The sequence below is a fragment of the Leeuwenhoekiella palythoae genome (assembly GCF_020310025.1).
Classification (GTDB): domain Bacteria; phylum Bacteroidota; class Bacteroidia; order Flavobacteriales; family Flavobacteriaceae; genus Leeuwenhoekiella; species Leeuwenhoekiella palythoae.
On the sequence record NZ_CP084318.1, the window covers coordinates 1,506,858 to 1,523,308 of the forward strand.

Annotated in this window: 15 protein-coding genes; 12 read left to right on the forward strand and 3 right to left on the reverse strand. The window is 41.5% G+C overall.

Annotated features, from left to right (window positions below; genetic code table 11):
• Nucleotides 1–102 precede the first annotated feature (102 nt).
• The 6 genes from LDL79_RS06260 to acs all read left to right on the forward strand — a co-directional run bounded on the left by LDL79_RS06260 (nucleotide 103) and on the right by acs (nucleotide 8,118).
• Nucleotides 103–2,238, forward strand: coding sequence for a Tex family protein (locus LDL79_RS06260; protein WP_225599575.1), 2,136 nt, complete (start codon nucleotides 103–105; stop codon nucleotides 2,236–2,238).
• Complete coding sequence (locus tag LDL79_RS06265) at nucleotides 2,231–3,133, forward strand: histone deacetylase family protein (RefSeq protein WP_225599576.1); 903 nt, start codon at nucleotides 2,231–2,233, stop codon at nucleotides 3,131–3,133. The genes LDL79_RS06260 and LDL79_RS06265 overlap by 8 nt, the downstream gene beginning before the upstream one ends.
• 165 nt (nucleotides 3,134–3,298) lie before the next feature.
• Entirely contained in the window at nucleotides 3,299–3,817 is a 519-nt protein-coding gene (locus LDL79_RS06270) for a hypothetical protein (RefSeq protein ID WP_072980623.1), read from the forward strand.
• Between the two features lie 140 nt (nucleotides 3,818–3,957).
• Nucleotides 3,958–4,215, forward strand: a complete 258-nt coding sequence (locus LDL79_RS06275; RefSeq protein WP_225599577.1) for a DUF4212 domain-containing protein — start codon at nucleotides 3,958–3,960, stop codon at nucleotides 4,213–4,215.
• Between the two features lie 105 nt (nucleotides 4,216–4,320).
• Entirely contained in the window at nucleotides 4,321–6,093 is a 1,773-nt protein-coding gene (locus tag LDL79_RS06280) for a sodium:solute symporter family protein (protein WP_225599578.1), read from the forward strand.
• A 114-nt stretch (nucleotides 6,094–6,207) separates the two neighbouring features.
• On the forward strand, nucleotides 6,208–8,118 hold the full coding sequence (gene acs / locus LDL79_RS06285) for an acetate--CoA ligase (protein WP_225599579.1): 1,911 nt from the start codon (nucleotides 6,208–6,210) through the stop codon (nucleotides 8,116–8,118).
• Nucleotides 8,119–8,192: 74 nt separating this feature from the next.
• On the opposite strand, the gene LDL79_RS06290 is transcribed toward acs, so the two are convergent.
• A complete protein-coding gene (locus tag LDL79_RS06290) occupies nucleotides 8,193–8,525 on the reverse strand; it encodes a single-stranded DNA-binding protein (protein WP_225599580.1) in 333 nt (110 codons plus the stop codon).
• Between the two features lie 230 nt (nucleotides 8,526–8,755).
• Here LDL79_RS06290 and LDL79_RS06295 point away from each other — a divergent pair, with 230 nt between their 5' ends.
• The 3 genes from LDL79_RS06295 to LDL79_RS06305 all read left to right on the forward strand — a co-directional run bounded on the left by LDL79_RS06295 (nucleotide 8,756) and on the right by LDL79_RS06305 (nucleotide 10,477).
• Nucleotides 8,756–9,484, forward strand: a complete 729-nt coding sequence (locus tag LDL79_RS06295) for a carbon-nitrogen hydrolase family protein (RefSeq protein ID WP_225599581.1) — start codon at nucleotides 8,756–8,758, stop codon at nucleotides 9,482–9,484.
• Nucleotides 9,485–9,560: 76 nt separating this feature from the next.
• Nucleotides 9,561–10,085 (forward strand): YfiT family bacillithiol transferase, encoded by a 525-nt coding sequence (locus LDL79_RS06300; protein ID WP_225599582.1) that lies wholly within the window; start codon nucleotides 9,561–9,563, stop codon nucleotides 10,083–10,085.
• A 44-nt stretch (nucleotides 10,086–10,129) separates the two neighbouring features.
• Nucleotides 10,130–10,477, forward strand: a complete 348-nt coding sequence (locus LDL79_RS06305) for a hypothetical protein (RefSeq protein ID WP_225599583.1) — start codon at nucleotides 10,130–10,132, stop codon at nucleotides 10,475–10,477.
• Here the strand turns inward: LDL79_RS06305 and LDL79_RS06310 are convergent, their stop codons facing one another.
• A complete protein-coding gene (locus LDL79_RS06310) occupies nucleotides 10,478–10,939 on the reverse strand; it encodes a CBS domain-containing protein (protein WP_072980639.1) in 462 nt (153 codons plus the stop codon).
• 138 nt (nucleotides 10,940–11,077) lie between these two features.
• Between LDL79_RS06310 and LDL79_RS06315 the strand changes: the two genes are divergently transcribed.
• Together LDL79_RS06315 and LDL79_RS06320 are read left to right on the forward strand one after the other, a co-directional pair.
• On the forward strand, nucleotides 11,078–13,384 hold the full coding sequence (locus LDL79_RS06315; RefSeq protein WP_225599584.1) for a M20/M25/M40 family metallo-hydrolase: 2,307 nt from the start codon (nucleotides 11,078–11,080) through the stop codon (nucleotides 13,382–13,384).
• A 21-nt stretch (nucleotides 13,385–13,405) separates the two neighbouring features.
• A complete protein-coding gene (locus LDL79_RS06320) occupies nucleotides 13,406–14,209 on the forward strand; it encodes an SDR family oxidoreductase (protein ID WP_225599585.1) in 804 nt (267 codons plus the stop codon).
• Between the two features lie 85 nt (nucleotides 14,210–14,294).
• On the opposite strand, the gene LDL79_RS06325 is transcribed toward LDL79_RS06320, so the two are convergent.
• Nucleotides 14,295–15,623 (reverse strand): aspartate kinase, encoded by a 1,329-nt coding sequence (locus LDL79_RS06325; RefSeq protein WP_317197765.1) that lies wholly within the window; start codon nucleotides 15,621–15,623, stop codon nucleotides 14,295–14,297.
• Between the two features lie 146 nt (nucleotides 15,624–15,769).
• Here LDL79_RS06325 and LDL79_RS06330 point away from each other — a divergent pair, with 146 nt between their 5' ends.
• Nucleotides 15,770–16,411, forward strand: a complete 642-nt coding sequence (locus LDL79_RS06330; RefSeq protein WP_167598290.1) for a hypothetical protein — start codon at nucleotides 15,770–15,772, stop codon at nucleotides 16,409–16,411.
• Nucleotides 16,412–16,451 lie beyond the last annotated feature (40 nt).

The window sequence follows — 16,451 nt, forward strand, 5'->3', positions numbered from 1 at the left end:
TCTCGACTGCGCTCGACAGGACATAAAATGAAACATCAATAGACATTCTCGTGTCACATCGAGCGCAGTCGAGATGCTCAATGAAAATATAATTTTAAAAGCATGCTTGCACTCCTCTCCTACCTAAAATCTTCGACCAATCTTCCGGAAAAGGGTATCAAGAATGTGTTGCAACTTCTTGATGAAGATGCGACCATCCCTTTTATTGCACGTTACCGTAAAGAACGCACCGGGAATTTAGATGAAGTGCAACTGGGCGAAATTGTAAAGTTCAAAGAACAATTTGAGGCCTTAGAAAAGCGGAAAGCGACCATTCTAAAAGCTTTAGAAGAGCAAGAGGTTTTGACTGCAGAACTTCAGAAGCAAATAGAAAACACAGCAGATGCTACTGCTTTAGAAGATCTATATCTTCCGTATAAAAAGACGCGTAAAACCAAAGCAGATACCGCCCGTGAGAACGGTCTAGAACCGCTCGCCAAAATTATTATGGCGCAAAACACGCGCGATCTGGAGCAAGCTGCCGGAAGGTTTTTAAACAACGAAGTTGCTTCCATCGAAGAAGCTCTTGAAGGCGCTCGCCACATCATTGCAGAATGGGTGAATGAGCGCAGCGATGTGCGCAACTATTTAAGGAACCAAATAGAACGTTACGCACAGATTGCTTCTAAGGTAGTGAAGTCTAAAAAAGACGATGAAAAAGCGCTTAAATACAAAGATTATTTTGATTGGGAAGAGGCTTTAAACCGCATTCCTTCACATCGTTTTCTAGCACTTTCTCGTGCCGCCGATGAAGGTTTTATTCGTTTAAAACTGGATATTGACATCGATCGCGCTTTATCGCATATCGCCAATAGAATGGTAAAATCACGTGGAGACTGTGCTGAGCAAATTGAGCTTGCCATTGCTGATGCATATAAACGTTTGCTGTTTTCCGCGTTGAGCAACGAGGCTTTAAGCACTGCTAAAGAAAAAGCCGATGCAGAAGCGATTAGTGTTTTTGCAAAAAATTTACGCCAACTGCTTTTAGGTTCGCCACTTGGCGAAAAGCGTATTCTCGCGATCGATCCGGGTTTTAGAACAGGTTGTAAAGTGGTTTGCCTTGACGAAAATGGCGGTTTGCAGCATAATGAAACCATTTATCCACATCCTCCTAAAAGCGATACTAAGGGTGCGATGCGTAAGATCAGTTTTCTGGTAGATGCGCATAAAATCGAAGCCATCGCCATAGGGAACGGGACCGCCAGCAGAGAGACCGAGCAGTTTATCAAGCGTATGCAATTCAATCGGGATCTTGAAGTGTTTGTGGTGAGCGAGGCCGGCGCAAGTATTTATTCGGCTTCAAAGATCGCACGAGACGAGTTCCCCAATTATGATGTGACGGTGCGCGGTGCGGTCTCTATTGGTCGCCGACTTGCAGATCCGCTTGCGGAGTTGGTGAAAATCGATGCAAAATCCATCGGTGTGGGACAATATCAACACGATGTGGATCAAACCAAATTGAAAAACGAACTCGATCGTGTTGTTGAAAGCTGTGTAAACACGGTAGGTGTAAACATCAATACTGCCAGCATTCCGTTGCTAAGTTATGTTTCGGGAATTGGACCTAAACTGGCTGAAAATATTGTAACCTACAGAGATGAAAACGGTGCTTTCGCTTCGCGGAAAGAAATTTTAAACGTTCCGCGTTTGGGTGCGAAAGCTTATGAGCAAGCTGCCGGTTTTCTACGTATCAAGAATGCTGAAAATCCGTTAGACGATTCAGCCGTACATCCTGAGCGTTATGGTTTGGTTGAAAAAATGGCTAAAAACCTGAAGCTTTCCGTAGCAGAATTGGTAGGCAATAAAACGGTGATCAAAGAATTAAGTCTCGAGGATTATGTTTCTGATGAAGTGGGCGAACTTACATTGAAAGATATTTTGGACGAACTCGAAAAACCCGGTTTGGATCCACGAGAACCGGCAAAGGCATTTACCTTCAATCAAAATATACATAAGATCGAAGATCTTGAGCCCGGTCAATTACTTCCCGGGATCGTGAATAACATCACTAACTTTGGCGCCTTTGTAGATATCGGTATCAAAGAAAGTGGACTGATTCACATTTCAAATCTTGCTGACGGGTACGTAAGTGATGTAAATGCGCACGTGAGTTTGCAAGAACAGGTCGTGGTTAAAGTGCTTGAAGTAGATATCAAGCGTAAGCGCATTCAACTTAAATTGCATAAACTGAATGCTTAAAATCGCCTACCATCCTATTTATAAACATCCGCTTCCTGAGGGACATCGTTTCCCGATGGAAAAATATGATTTGCTACCTAAGCAATTGCTTTACGAAGGCACGTGTACTGAAGTTAATTTTTTTGAACCCGGCTTTCCAGAGGAAAAATACTTGACGGCTGTTCATACGCAAGAATATGTCACCAATCTCAAAGCGCTTAATCTTGACCGCAGGGCGATTCGAAAAACGGGATTTCCACTCTCTCAAGAGTTGGTCGACCGTGAGCAAATTATCGCTCAAGGTACGATGATGGGCTGTGAGTTCGCTTTAAAATATGGGATCGCTTTCAATATTGCCGGTGGTACACATCACGCTTATTCCGATCACGGCGAAGCTTTTTGCCTACTTAACGACCAAGCAATTGCAGCGCGGTTTCTTCAATCTAAGGAGTTGGCAAAGCAAATTCTAATTGTAGATCTCGACGTACATCAAGGCAATGGCACTGCCGAGATTTTTGAGGACGATACTTCCGTATTTACATTTTCGATGCACGGCGCGGGCAATTATCCCTTTAAAAAAGAAACTTCAGATCTTGATATTGCCGTTCCCGATAAAAGTGGCGATGCAGTTTACTTAGCAAAGCTGAAAGAAACACTTCCCAAACTCATCAATCAGGTGAAGCCGGATTTTATTTTCTACCTCAGCGGTGTAGATATTTTAGAAACTGATAAACTCGGTAGACTTTCGTGTACGGTTGAAGGTTGTAAAGAACGAGATCGGTTTGCACTATCCTGCTTTCGCGAAAGCGGAATTCCCGTTCAAGTGAGTATGGGTGGCGGCTATTCGCCCGATATTAAAGTCATCATCGAAGCACACGCAAATACTTACAGACTGGCTCAAGAGCTTTATTTCTAATCGCTCTAAAGCTAAATCTTCAAGCTCGCTTAGATTTGGTTGAATTTCAATACCCCATAAATCAAAGCTTAGAATGCTTAAGGGTTTTTTCACCCTATTTACATTAAAAACTTGGTTAATAGTGATTTATGCTTACTTTTGTTAAAACAATTAACACTTTTAAAGATGAAAAAATTCACCACCTTTTTTGCCCTAAGCCTTTTTGTATTTGCATTCAACTCGTGCGATGCGGTTGATGAATTAACGGAGATTAGAGTAAGTCCAGATTTAAAAGCGGAAGTTGATGTTTCTATCCCAGAGGGGTCTTCATCAGTTAATTCTGCTATTTCTCTTGATGCTACAAGTAATTCTGATGTAAGAGATAACTTAGACAAAATAGAATCAGTGGATATCTCAGGGTTTACATATGTTTTCAAAGATGTTGAGGCTGCAGCTGGAACTACACTCTCAGGTACGTTATCTTCTGGAGGACAATCAGTAACCTTAAGTAATATTGCTGTTGCCAATGGAACGACTGGAACAGTAAGTTCATCAGAAGCAGCTTTTTTAAACTCTTTAGGTTCAAGCTTAAAATCAAATGGTAAGGTTACCATCGATATTGACGGGTCTTTGAGTAATGATGAAGGTGCAAATTTTACCTTAGAAATTACTCCAACCTGGACATTCTTAATTGATGTTTTATAAACTAAGGATTATTTAAAATTAAAAAACCCGGTGCCTCAGCACCGGGTTTTTTAATGCAAATTTTCTCAGAAACAGGTAAGTACAGGGAACCGCATTAAATTTTATAAGCTATATTAGAAAGCGTTTTAAATCATTATCCTATGTCAAAACCAGATAAATCTAAAGCCTACTGGCGCGAAAACAAAAAATACCTAGCTATTTTACTCAGCATTTGGTTTGTGGTTTCCTTTGGTTGCGGCATTCTTTTTAAAGACTTACTCAATCGATATAGTTTAGGAGGTTTTAAATTAGGATTCTGGTTTGCTCAACAGGGAAGCATCTATGTTTTTGTAGTACTCATCTTTGTTTACGTCTGGCTCATGAACCGGCTTGATAAAAAATACGGCTATAATGAGTAAACTACCCCAGGGCAAGCCTCGGAGTATTAAACCATTTGGCGGTGCCAATAAATGCCTTTACCATCTATTTAAGCAGATTCTTGCTGCAAATTAAACTTTCACATTATGAGCGTTCAACTTTGGACTTGGATTTTAGTAGGCATCACCTTCGCCTTATATTTTGGAATCGCTATTTGGGCACGGGCCGGTTCTACCAAAGAATTTTATGTCGCCGGAGGCGGCGTTTCTCCATTAGCCAACGGAATGGCCACCGCAGCCGACTGGATGAGTGCTGCCTCGTTTATCTCTATGGCCGGGATCATTTCTTTTGCGGGTTATGACGGCTCCGTGTACTTAATGGGTTGGACCGGTGGCTACGTCCTACTCGCGCTTTTGCTGGCGCCGTACCTAAGGAAATTCGGGAAATTTACGGTTCCTGATTTTATTGGTGACCGTTACTACTCCAACACCGCGCGTACCGTAGCGGTGATTTGTGCGCTTATCGTGTCGTTTACTTATGTCGCCGGGCAAATGCGCGGTGTAGGTATTGTATTTTCTCAGTTTCTTCAAGTGGAGATTACTACCGGCGTGATCATCGGTATGGCGGTGGTTTTGGTGTTTGCTTTTTTAGGCGGAATGAAAGGAATCACCTATACGCAGGTCGCGCAATATTGCGTGCTCATTTTTGCTTTTATGGTTCCTGCGATTTTTATTTCAATTCAAATGACGGGAAATATTATTCCCCAAATCGGAATGGGATCTCGTGTAGAAGACGGCACCTTTCTACTTGAAAAGTTAGACAACCTGCATACTCAATTAGGCTTTAAAGAGTATACCGAAGGCATCAAATCTACTTGGGATGTCTTTGCAATCACCCTCGCATTGATGGCGGGTACTGCAGGTTTACCTCACGTGATCGTAAGATTTTTTACGGTGCCTAATGTAAAAGACGCTCGTAAATCGGCCGGACTCGCACTTTTACTTATCGCGATTCTGTATACCACGGCACCGGCGGTTTCCGTTTTTGCCCGTACCAACCTCATCGAGACGGTAAGCGATCAAGAATACACATCGCTTCCTGAATGGTTTAAAAACTGGGAAAATATGGGATTGATCGCCTGGTCTGATAAAAATGAAGATGGAAAAATTCAATATGTGAACGGTGATGCAACCACAGGAAAACCGGAATTTACTGAGGCGCGTGGCGCAAGTGGAGAACGTCTTATCGCTAACGCTTCAACCGAAACGAATGAATTGTACGTAGATCGGGATATTATGGTACTCGCCAATCCTGAAATTGCCCAACTTCCTTCTTGGGTGATTGCCCTTGTAGCAGCCGGGGGACTGGCAGCTGCGCTTTCTACAGCAGCAGGTTTACTACTTGTAATTTCGACTTCGGTTTCTCACGATTTGATCAAAAAACAACTTAAGCCAAATATTTCTGAAAAAGGTGAATTGCTCGCAGCGCGTTTGAGCATTTTAGTTGCTATCATCGTTGCGGGATTATTCGGTATTTATCCGCCGGGATTTGTGGCCGCGGTGGTCGCTCTGGCTTTTGGGCTCGCTGCAGCCTCCTTTTTTCCGGCAATCGTGCTGGGGATTTTTGATAAACGTATGAACAAACAAGGCGCCATAAGCGGAATGATCGTGGGCACCCTATTGATGCTTTTTTATATGATTCGGTTTAAAACCGGATTGATAGGTGTTCTTGATCCGCTTCCTGCTTCAGAATGGTGGTTTGGTACTTCGCCAGAAGGTTTTGGCACTTTTGCCATGTTGATCAATGTGGTCATTTCGATAACCATAAGCAGACTCACACCTGCTCCGCCAAAGGATGTACAGGAAATCGTAGAGCGTATACGTATTCCTAGTGGCGCCGGTGAAGCTCAGCATCATTAAAATGATAGAAGTTTAACGCATTTTTATTAAAATTTTGCGGCAACTGCAGAATTGTTCAAACCTAAACCGATAACGATTTAGTAATTTAGTGAGGACTAAAAGCACAATTCAACCATGAGTAATTATCACATAAAACATTTAGAAGAATATTTTCAAGTATACCGTAAATCTGTAAGAAACCCCGAAAGCTACTGGGAAGAAATAGCCGAAGAGCATTTTATGTGGCATAAACGCTGGGATAATGTGCTGAGTTATGATTTTGATAAACCTGAATTTAAGTGGTTTGAAGGCGCCCAATTGAATATTACCGAAAACTGCATTGACCGTCACCTACGCACCCGCGGAGATAAAACGGCGATTCTTTTTGAGCCCAACGATCCCAAAGAAAAAGCTCAACACATTACCTATAACGAATTGCATAAGCGCGTTGCCAAAATGGCTAATGTTCTTAAAGCAAAGGGAATAAAAAAGGGAGATCGCGTGTGCATCTACTTACCAATGATTCCTGAGCTTGCTGTGTCACTACTCGCTTGTGCGCGTATTGGCGCCATTCATTCAGTAGTATTTGCGGGCTTTTCTTCGAAAGCCTTGGCCACAAGAATCAACGATGCGAGCTGTAAAATGGTGATTACTAGCGACGGCTCTTATCGCGGAAGCAAAACAATTGACCTAAAAGGTATTGTTGATGAAGGTTTAAAAAGCTGTGAAAGCGTTGAAAACGTACTCGTAGTTAAACGCATCAATGCTGAAATTCCTATGGAAGAAGGTCGCGATCACTGGCTACAGCCTTTACTGGATGCGGCAGAAGAAACCTGCGCTCCTGAGATTATGAATGCCGAAGATCCATTGTTTATTTTATACACTTCAGGTTCTACGGGGACGCCAAAAGGAATGGTACATACCACGGCAGGCTATATGGTGTATACCGCATTTACCTTTAAAAATGTATTTCAGTATCGGGAGGATGATATTTATTGGTGTACGGCAGACATCGGTTGGATAACCGGACACAGTTATATTGTTTATGGTCCGCTGGCGAATGGTGCCACGACCGTAATGTTTGAAGGTGTGCCTAGTTATCCTGATCACGCGCGTTTTTGGGAAATTGTTGAAAAACACAAAGTGACACAGTTTTACACGGCACCAACCGCGATTAGAGCACTCGGAAAAGAGAATCTGGATTTTGTGGAAAAACACGATTTGTCTTCTTTAAAAGTACTCGGTACTGTGGGCGAACCTATTAATGAGGAAGCTTGGCACTGGTATGATGAAAATATTGGGAAACGTAAATGTCCTATCGTAGATACCTGGTGGCAAACCGAAACCGGAGGAATTATGATCTCACCTATTCCCTACTCTACTCCGGCGATACCAACCTTTGCAACGCTTCCGTTACCGGGAATTCAACCCGCGTTGATGGATGAAGAAGGAAAAGAAATTAAAGGAAATCAAGTAGACGGCAGACTGTGCATAAAATTCCCTTGGCCGTCAATGGCACGCACCATATGGGGCAATCATCAGCGTTATAAAGACACGTATTTTTCAGCTTTTAAAAATATGTATTTTACCGGTGACGGGGCTTTACGCGATAGCGTGGGCTATTATCGAATAACCGGTCGCGTGGATGATGTGGTCATAGTAAGCGGTCATAACTTAGGAACTGCTCCTATTGAAGATGCTATTAACGAGCATCCGGCAGTTGCAGAAAGTGCTATTGTGGGGTATCCTCACGAAGTAAAAGGAAATGCGCTTTACGGTTATGTGATCTTGAAAGAAACAGGGGAAACTCGTAATCAAGACAACCTGAGAAAAGAAATCAACCAGATGATTTCAGATCGTATTGGACCCATTGCCAAACTGAATAAAATTCAGTTTACAAGTGGATTGCCCAAAACCCGAAGCGGAAAAATCATGCGTCGTATTTTACGTAAAATCGCTTCTAACGACACTTCAAATCTTGGAGATACCAGTACGCTATTAAATCCTGAAATCGTCCAGGAAATAATGGATAATGTGATTAAATAATAGCATTTATCATAAAATTCAAAAGCCGCATTATCTTAATAATGCGGCTTTTTTGATGCAGTTCCCTATCCCGGTTACTTCCCGAGCAGCAGTAATTCGTTGCAGACAATTTCGGTTAAATAGCGTTTTTCGCCTTGTTTGGTTTCATAGCTACGAGAGGTCAGTTTACCTTCAATGGCCACTTCTTTTCCTTTAGTTACATAGTTTTCTATAACCTCAGCCGTTTTTCCCCAGGCAACCACATTATGCCATTGCGTATCGGTCAGGCGCTCGCCTTTATTATTTTTATACGTTTCATTTGTGGCAATGCTGAATTTCGCCAGTTTCTTACCCGAATCAAGATTTACGATTTCAGGGTCATTTCCCAAGTTTCCGATCAACTGTACTTTGTTTCTTAGCGTACTCATAATTTTCAAATTTTTGGTTAAACAGTTAATGATTAATTGCACTGCAAAGATGAAATGAGAGCTAAATTGTATTCGGTTAAGAAATAGTTACTTTCGTTTATAAATGTTTGTAAACGTTTGTGAATGGATATGAGTCGAAGTAGAATAAATAATTTTGAGTCTTTAGCACCTCAAATAAAGCTTAACTTCGTTCTAAAACACTTATACCAAAGCAAAAACTTATCAGGCTTATGAAGATTTGCTTAGCACAAATAGCCCCTCATAGAGGCAACGTTCAAAAAAACATGGAGATCCACAAAAAATGGATTGAACGCGCGATTCACGAACAAGCAGATCTGATCGCTTTTCCTGAGCTTTCTCTTACCGGTTATGTACCCCAGCAATCAAAAGCCTTGGCTTTTACTGAACATGATGAGCGACTAGATCTTTTTAAACAGCTTAGTGACACGCATAAAATAACGATCGCTATTGGGGTTCCTACAACCTCTAAAACTGGGATTCATATCAGCATGTTTATTTTTCAGCCGCAGCAGGAGCGCAAATTGTACTCAAAACAGCACTTACACGTAGACGAACTCCCCTTTTTTACACCAGGCACTGAGCAACTTATTTTTAAGGTTAACCACACAACAATTGCTCCTGCGATCTGCTTTGAATCTTTACAGAATGAACACGCAGAAAACGCGTTTGGTTTAGGCGCAGCAATTTATTTGGCAAGTGTAGCAAAATCAGAAACAGGAATGAAAAAAGCATATGCGCATTATGCTAAAATCGCACAAAAGCACGCCTTTCCGGTGGCTTTGGTAAATAACATTGGATTTTGTGATAACTTTTACGGAGCTGGTCAAAGCGCTATTTGGAATGAAAAAGGTGACTTGATCGCGGCGCTCTCTAAAGATCAAGAGGGTCTTTTATTTTATGATTTTGAAAACCACAGCATCCGTATCATTGAAGCTTGAAATGCATAACCCCTCGGTTTTCAAAAAATCTGAACTATCTTAAGGCAAGCGACAGATTTACTAAATATATCTTCTTATGAATTTAGAACAGCTAAAATATCCCATTGGCCACTTTCAAAAGCCGGAAGCCATCACGGCAAAGCATCTTATATCGTGGACTGCGACTATTGCTGAATTTCCACAAAAGATTGCGGCGTTAACCAAAAACCTTGAAGAAGACGCACTCTCAAAAACGTACAGGCCTAATGGTTGGACGGTCAGACAACTTGTACATCATTGTGCCGACAGCCATATGAATGCGTTTATTCGGTTTAAGTTGGCACTCACTGAAGAAGCGCCCAAGATCAAACCTTATTTTGAAGATAAATGGGCCGAATTACCCGACACACGATCTGCTGCGATCACTTCCTCATTACAATTGATTGCAGGCTTACACGCACGCTGGGCAACGCTCCTTCAATCTTTACATTCTGAAGATTTGATTAGAGAATACATACATCCGGAACACGGCAAACGCTTCAGCCTTGCTGAAACTATTGGGATGTACGCTTGGCACTGTGAGCATCATTTAGCACATGTGCAAATAGCGTTTAAAAACTAGAAATTCAGTATCTTAGAAAAGTTTTGGTTTCGTAATTAGAGCATATGCAAAAATCCTGTCCCGAGTGTGGAGATAAAATTATAGGCAGAGCAGATAAAAAATACTGCAGCGACGCCTGCCGCAATGCCGCTAACAATAAGCTCAACAGCGACACTAAAAATCTTATACGCAATACTAACAATCACCTGCGAAAAAATTACCGTATTCTAGAATCGCTCAATCCCGAAGACAAAACCAAAACCACGCGTGACAAGCTCACTTCTTTGGGCTTTGATTTTAATCTTTTCACGAGTATTTACACTACAAAAGCCGGCACGGTGTACTACTTCGTTTACGACCAAGGCTATTTACCTTTAGAAGGTGATTATTATGCTTTGGTAAAACGCAACTGATTACTTCCAGGTATTTCCTCTAAGTTTTAAGGCAGCTTTAATCACATCCATCTGACTGATTTGCCCTACTAATTTTCCATTTTCAACAATGGGAAAACGTCTGTGTTTGCGCTCGATAAAGAAACGAGCAGCATCAAAAACATTCATATTCCCATCAATGGTTTCCACATCAATCGCCATATTTTGACCTACCGTAGCATTATCCATTGGTAAATTGTGATAGCGACTGTCTGAAATATGCTTGATACAATCTCCCTCAGAGATCACACCGAGCAGTTCGTTGTTCTCATTCACCACCGGCGCACCAGAAATACGATGTTTGATCAGCTTCTGCATCACATCCATAACCGATTGATCTGGAGTAAATGTGATCAGCTTGGTCGTCATATAATCAGACACTTTGATATTTACCTCTTCGGCAACGACTTTAGATCGTTTACCCATAAAACTCTTGATTCCCATACGCTTATATTTTAGACTCTTTAAATTAGAAAAATTATTTGAATTAACGAAAACGTTTGCATTAACTAAAAAGCATATTAACATCAACCTTGTGCAAAACCTAGTTTCCCACTACCTTTAGCTTAACTATACGTGCTTATGAAAACAACCTACGCTGCCGTCCTCTCATTTCTATTGCTTTTAGGGCTTACCTATTTTAGTTTTTATACTCATAAACCTCAACAAGTTTCAGGACTAGACACTCCCGAAACCGAATTTTCTACTGCCCGAGCTTTTCAACTTTTAGATTCGATCGCTCAAAAACCCCACGCGGTAGGGATGCCCGCGCATCAAGAAGTGCAAGATTTTATAGTTACGACTTTAGAAGCGTACGGTCTTGAAGTAGAGCTACAAAGTGATTTTGCTTACAAGCCGGGTTGGGGCGCATTAAGCAGAGCCGAAAATATAATTACTCGAATTCCCGGTACTGGTGAAGGTGAGACCTTATTAGTGATGACGCATTACGACAGTGCACCGCATACGGCTTCAAAAGGTGCCAGTGATGCCGGAAGCGGCGTAGTCACTATTCTAGAAAGCATTCGCGCATTTTTAGCCAAAGGCGAAAAACAAAAAAATGATATCATTCTTCTTTTTACCGATGCGGAAGAATTGGGGCTCAACGGCGCCTCTGTCTTTGTCAACAAGCACCCTTGGGCAAAAGAGGTTGATCTGGCATTGAATTTTGAAGCGCGCGGAAGCGGCGGGCCTTCAAATATGATCGTAGAAACCAATGGCGGAAACGGCGCATTGATCAAGGCTTTTGCTGAGGCAAATCCGTCGCATCCTTATGCCAATTCATTAATGTACAGCGTTTATAAACTGCTGCCTAATGATACTGATAGCACCGTGCTGCGCGAAAACGGCGATATTGACGGCTTCTTTTTTGCCTTCATCGGGGATCATTTTGATTATCACACCGCAAACGACATCCCATCACGTTTAGACCCAAAATCTTTAGAACATCAAGGTAGCTATCTGACTGCTTTACTAGAACATTTCAGCAATGCTGATCTCAATTTAAAAGCAGACCAAGATTATATTTATCTGAATATGCCCCTAATCAAAATGCTGTATTATCCATTCAGTTGGATTTTCCCTATGCTTATTTTAGGTTGGATTTTATTTTTTGCGCTGCTCATTTATGGTTTACGCAATCAGTCATTCAAATTGATTGACATTTTTCGAGGATTCCTACCGCTGCTGATTGCCTTGGTTCTCGCTTATGTCATCAGCTTAGGATGGAAGTTAATCCTAGCTTTAGACCCAAAACAAGCCGATATTTTACAAGGTTTTCCTTACAACGGCTACGAACTGCTTGCCGGTTTTGTTGGGCTAACATTGGCTGTCGTCTTTTTCATTTACAAACTATTTTACCGCCCCAATAGCGCTGCTGCCCTTAGTTTTGCACCTTTATTTTTCTGGTTATTGATCGCTACCGGAGTCGCCGTGTATCTTCCGGGAGCTTCGTTTTTTATCATCCCTGTGTATTTTGGATTGCTGGCTGTGTTTTTACTTATTAAGTTCTCAAAACCGCAGTTCTTTATTTTAACACTGCTTTGTGCTCCTGCGCTTTTTATAATCACGCATTACATCAAAGAATTTCCTGTGGGTCTCGGTCTTAAAATGCTGGCCGCCGCAACGATCTTGACGGTATTACTTTTTGGTCTCCTACTTCCGGTAATTGGATTTTACAAGATGAACGCTAAGATTGCCGGGCTTTTTACTTTGGTAAGTATTGGGGCTTTTATTGCCGCTTATGGTAAGGCAGATTTTACCGAAGAACGTCCCTTTCCTACGAGTCTGAACTATGTCTATGACGTAGATCAAGAACAGGCATTCTACGCAACATACAACACCCAACTCGACTCTTGGCTTCACGAGATCTTGGTTCAAAATGCCACTGACGATACACCACTAGAGATCAATCCGCCATCTGGTAAATACGGTAGCCAATATAATTATATCACCGCAGCGCCTAAAAATTTTGTCGCTCCATCTCAAGTCTATACCGAAAAAGACACCGTGATCAATGGCGAACGCCGACTTGATTTTGTAATCTTTCCGCAGCGCAATGTGGGCGATATGATCTTGATGTGTCCGCAAGGGACGCTATTTAACCGACTCAGTTTTAACGGGCAGGAAGTGTTTCCGCGAAGCGGAGAAAATCATCCTTTAGAAAACCGCAACAGTGATTATTTACTGAGTTATCGTCTGGTAGATCGTGAACCTCTGGAAGTTCATTTAAGCATTGCTGAAGACGCTGAATTAAGCTTTACTCTTTTTGATTATAGTTACGATCTTTTAGAAAACAGCAGCTTTGACCTACCTTCGCGACCCAAGAACAGTATGCCGATGCCTTTTGTAAATACAGATGCGCTAGTGACCAAGCAGCACATTCAGTTTTAAGGCTTCGGAAAAATTTGAGCTATGAGCAACATTGCAATCGCAGGATTAGGCTGGTTAGGATTACCTCTCGCCGCACAATTACTAGAATTAGGACATCACGTTAAGGGTTCGGTCACTTCAAAAAATAAACAAGCTGAATTGCGCAACCACGGCTTAGATGTTTATCAAGTTGAAATTGCCGAAGATGAAATACGCGGAGAAATACAATCCTTTCTCGCTGATGCTGAAATTCTAATCATCTTGATTCCGCCGGGACTACGCCGCAATACCGGCCATAACCACGCCTTGCGTATGGCACAATTGCTGGATGCTACCGAAAAAGCTTCGGTTAAAAAAGTGATTTTAATAAGCAGCACAGGCGTTTATGATGACGCTCAAGGCGCTGTTACCGAAAAAGATATTCCGCAGCCTCAAGACAACAAAGGCAAACAATTATTAGAAGTCGAGCAGATTTTCTTTAAATCACCTGCATTAGAAACTACCGTGATCCGTTTTGGTGGACTCTTTGGCGGAAGCCGAAATCCTGTAAAATACCTTGCCGGTCGCACCGGTTTATCTAATGGAACTGCGCCCGTAAATTTGATTCACAGACAGGATTGTATGGGAATTATTCTAGGGGTGATCTATAAAAACGCTTTTGGCCACATTATAAATGCGGTGCATCCTGAGCATCCCAAAAAAGCTGAGTACTACACCAAACAAGCGAAAGCCTTAGGTCTAGAGCCACCACAGTATGATACCGAAGAAGCAGAGGAAACCTATAAAAAAGTAGATTCGGTTACTTTAAAGCCTTTACTGGGCTACACATTTCAGAAAAGTTTATAACTAAAAAAACCCGGCAAGCACACACCGGGTTTTCCATGTTTCCTTCTGGTTGGTCAGAAGAAGGCTAACACTAACTAACAAAAGTCTAAGCTATTGCTCCCTCTAGTTGGAACAATTGCGCGTTTAAATATTGTAATGTGTTAATCTTTTCGCGAGTTGGAACAAGAAGCGAAATGTTATTGTTACTACCTCCATAAGCGATCATACGCACCGGGATAGAATTTAAAATGCCAAAAGCTTTGTACGACTCGTGATCTGCAATAAGGTTTTCTCCTACGATACAAATAATACTGTGATCTTCTTCAACAGTAACTTCAGCAATAACAGAAAGTTCTGTGATGATCGCTTTTAGATTACGCGTGTCATCTATGGTCAACGAGATAGCAACCTCAGAAGTGGTGATCATATCAATAGACGTCTCGTGACGATCAAAAACCTCAAATATTGTTCTCAAGAAACCGTGCGCACCAAGCATGCGGTTTGATTTGATTTTTATAGCGGTAATACCATCTTTTGCTGAGATCGCTTTTAGGCCTCGGTTGTGGTACTCATTAGAAATTTTAGTCCCCGGTGCCGATGGCTCAAACGTATTTTTTAACCATACCGGGATATCACGATCGATGACCGGCGCTACCGTTTGTGGATGCAAAATCTTTGCTCCAAAATAAGCCAGCTCAGCCGCCTCGTTATAGGTCAAATGCTCAATGGGTTGTGTTTCTTGTACATAACGTGGATCGTTATTGTGCAATCCGTCAATATCTGTCCAGATTTGAACGCCTGCGGCATCTACGGCAGCTGCAATAATGGTTGCACTAAAATCACTTCCGCCGCGCTTTAAAGTTGCCAGAGCGCCACGCTCATCGCGACAAACAAAACCTTGAGTGATATAAAGTTCAGATGAATTTTCTGCTAATTGAGGTGCCAAAGCTTCAGCAACAGCATCAATGTTTGGATTCTCAACAGAACCTACATTCATAAAGGTACTCGCATTGAGCAACACATTGCTTACGTTTTCCTGATCTAAAAATCTCGAAAACATCCAAGTAAGCATAGTCTCGCCATACGTAACAAGTTCTGCATAGGTAGTCAAGGTGCGACCACCGGTTGCAATTTCTTGTAAAGCAGCTACAAACGTCTCAATTTGAGCTTTTGTTTCTGGTTGATTCTCTGCGGTAAACAGATCTTCGATTGCTTCAAAATGTTTAGCTTGAAGCTGCTCTAGCACATTGGTGATTTGTGCTAAATCTTTATCTATACTTGCCTGATTAAGGCTTACTAATAAATTGGTAACACCAGACATTGCAGAGAGAACCACAATTTTTGGCTTTTCGGTAACAGCTAAAATTTCTACTACCTTTCTAATGTTTTGAGCGCTTCCTACTGAAGTTCCTCCAAATTTTAAAACATTCATCATCGTCAAATTAATTCCGTTGGGGATAACATTTAAATAAATCGCTTATGCTTAACCGATTATTGCTGCATAGTTAAGTCGAAAAAAACTCCGCCGAAAAAAATTCAACAATTTTATATAAATTTGTACAAATTGTTAAATATATAACATTGAAAACGATAACTTCTGTTGTTGAACAACTTATAAAACATCAGCCCTATACCGAAGATGCATTGATGCGCAAGATCATTAACTACAGTGCCCTTGCCGAAGATTTTCAGCCACGCATAGAAAAAGAACTGGGTAAACCGGTGAATGTAGGCTCCATTGTAATGGCATTGCGCCGTTATTATCCTCAAAAGCGCGTAGATGAGCGTATGATGCGCGATCTGGGAGATATTGTCGTGCGCAGCGGGATTACTGACTTTACCTTTCTCAACTCGAATACGATTTTAGAAAGTCAGTCTAAACTTTTAGAAGAAACCAAGACCATTCCTAAAGCCTATTTAACGTATTCCAGTACGTTTCACGAGAGTAATATTTTGGTTTCAAATGACTTGACAGACCTTGTAGAGCGCTGTTTTAAAGATGAAACCTGTGTGATGGTCAAGCACGATCTTTCGTCATTATCTATCGCGCTTCCCGCAAATAACTCAAAAACTGTTGGACTTTACTTTTATATATTCAAATTACTCGCATATGAAGGAATTCCCATTTTTGAAGCTATTTCCACTTCAAACTATTTCACGCTTTTTCTTGAAAAGGAATACGTAAATCAAGCTTTTGCTTTGGTTAACGAAATTAAAGGCTAAAAAAATCCCGAGAGCAATGGCTTTCGGGATTCTGTATTTA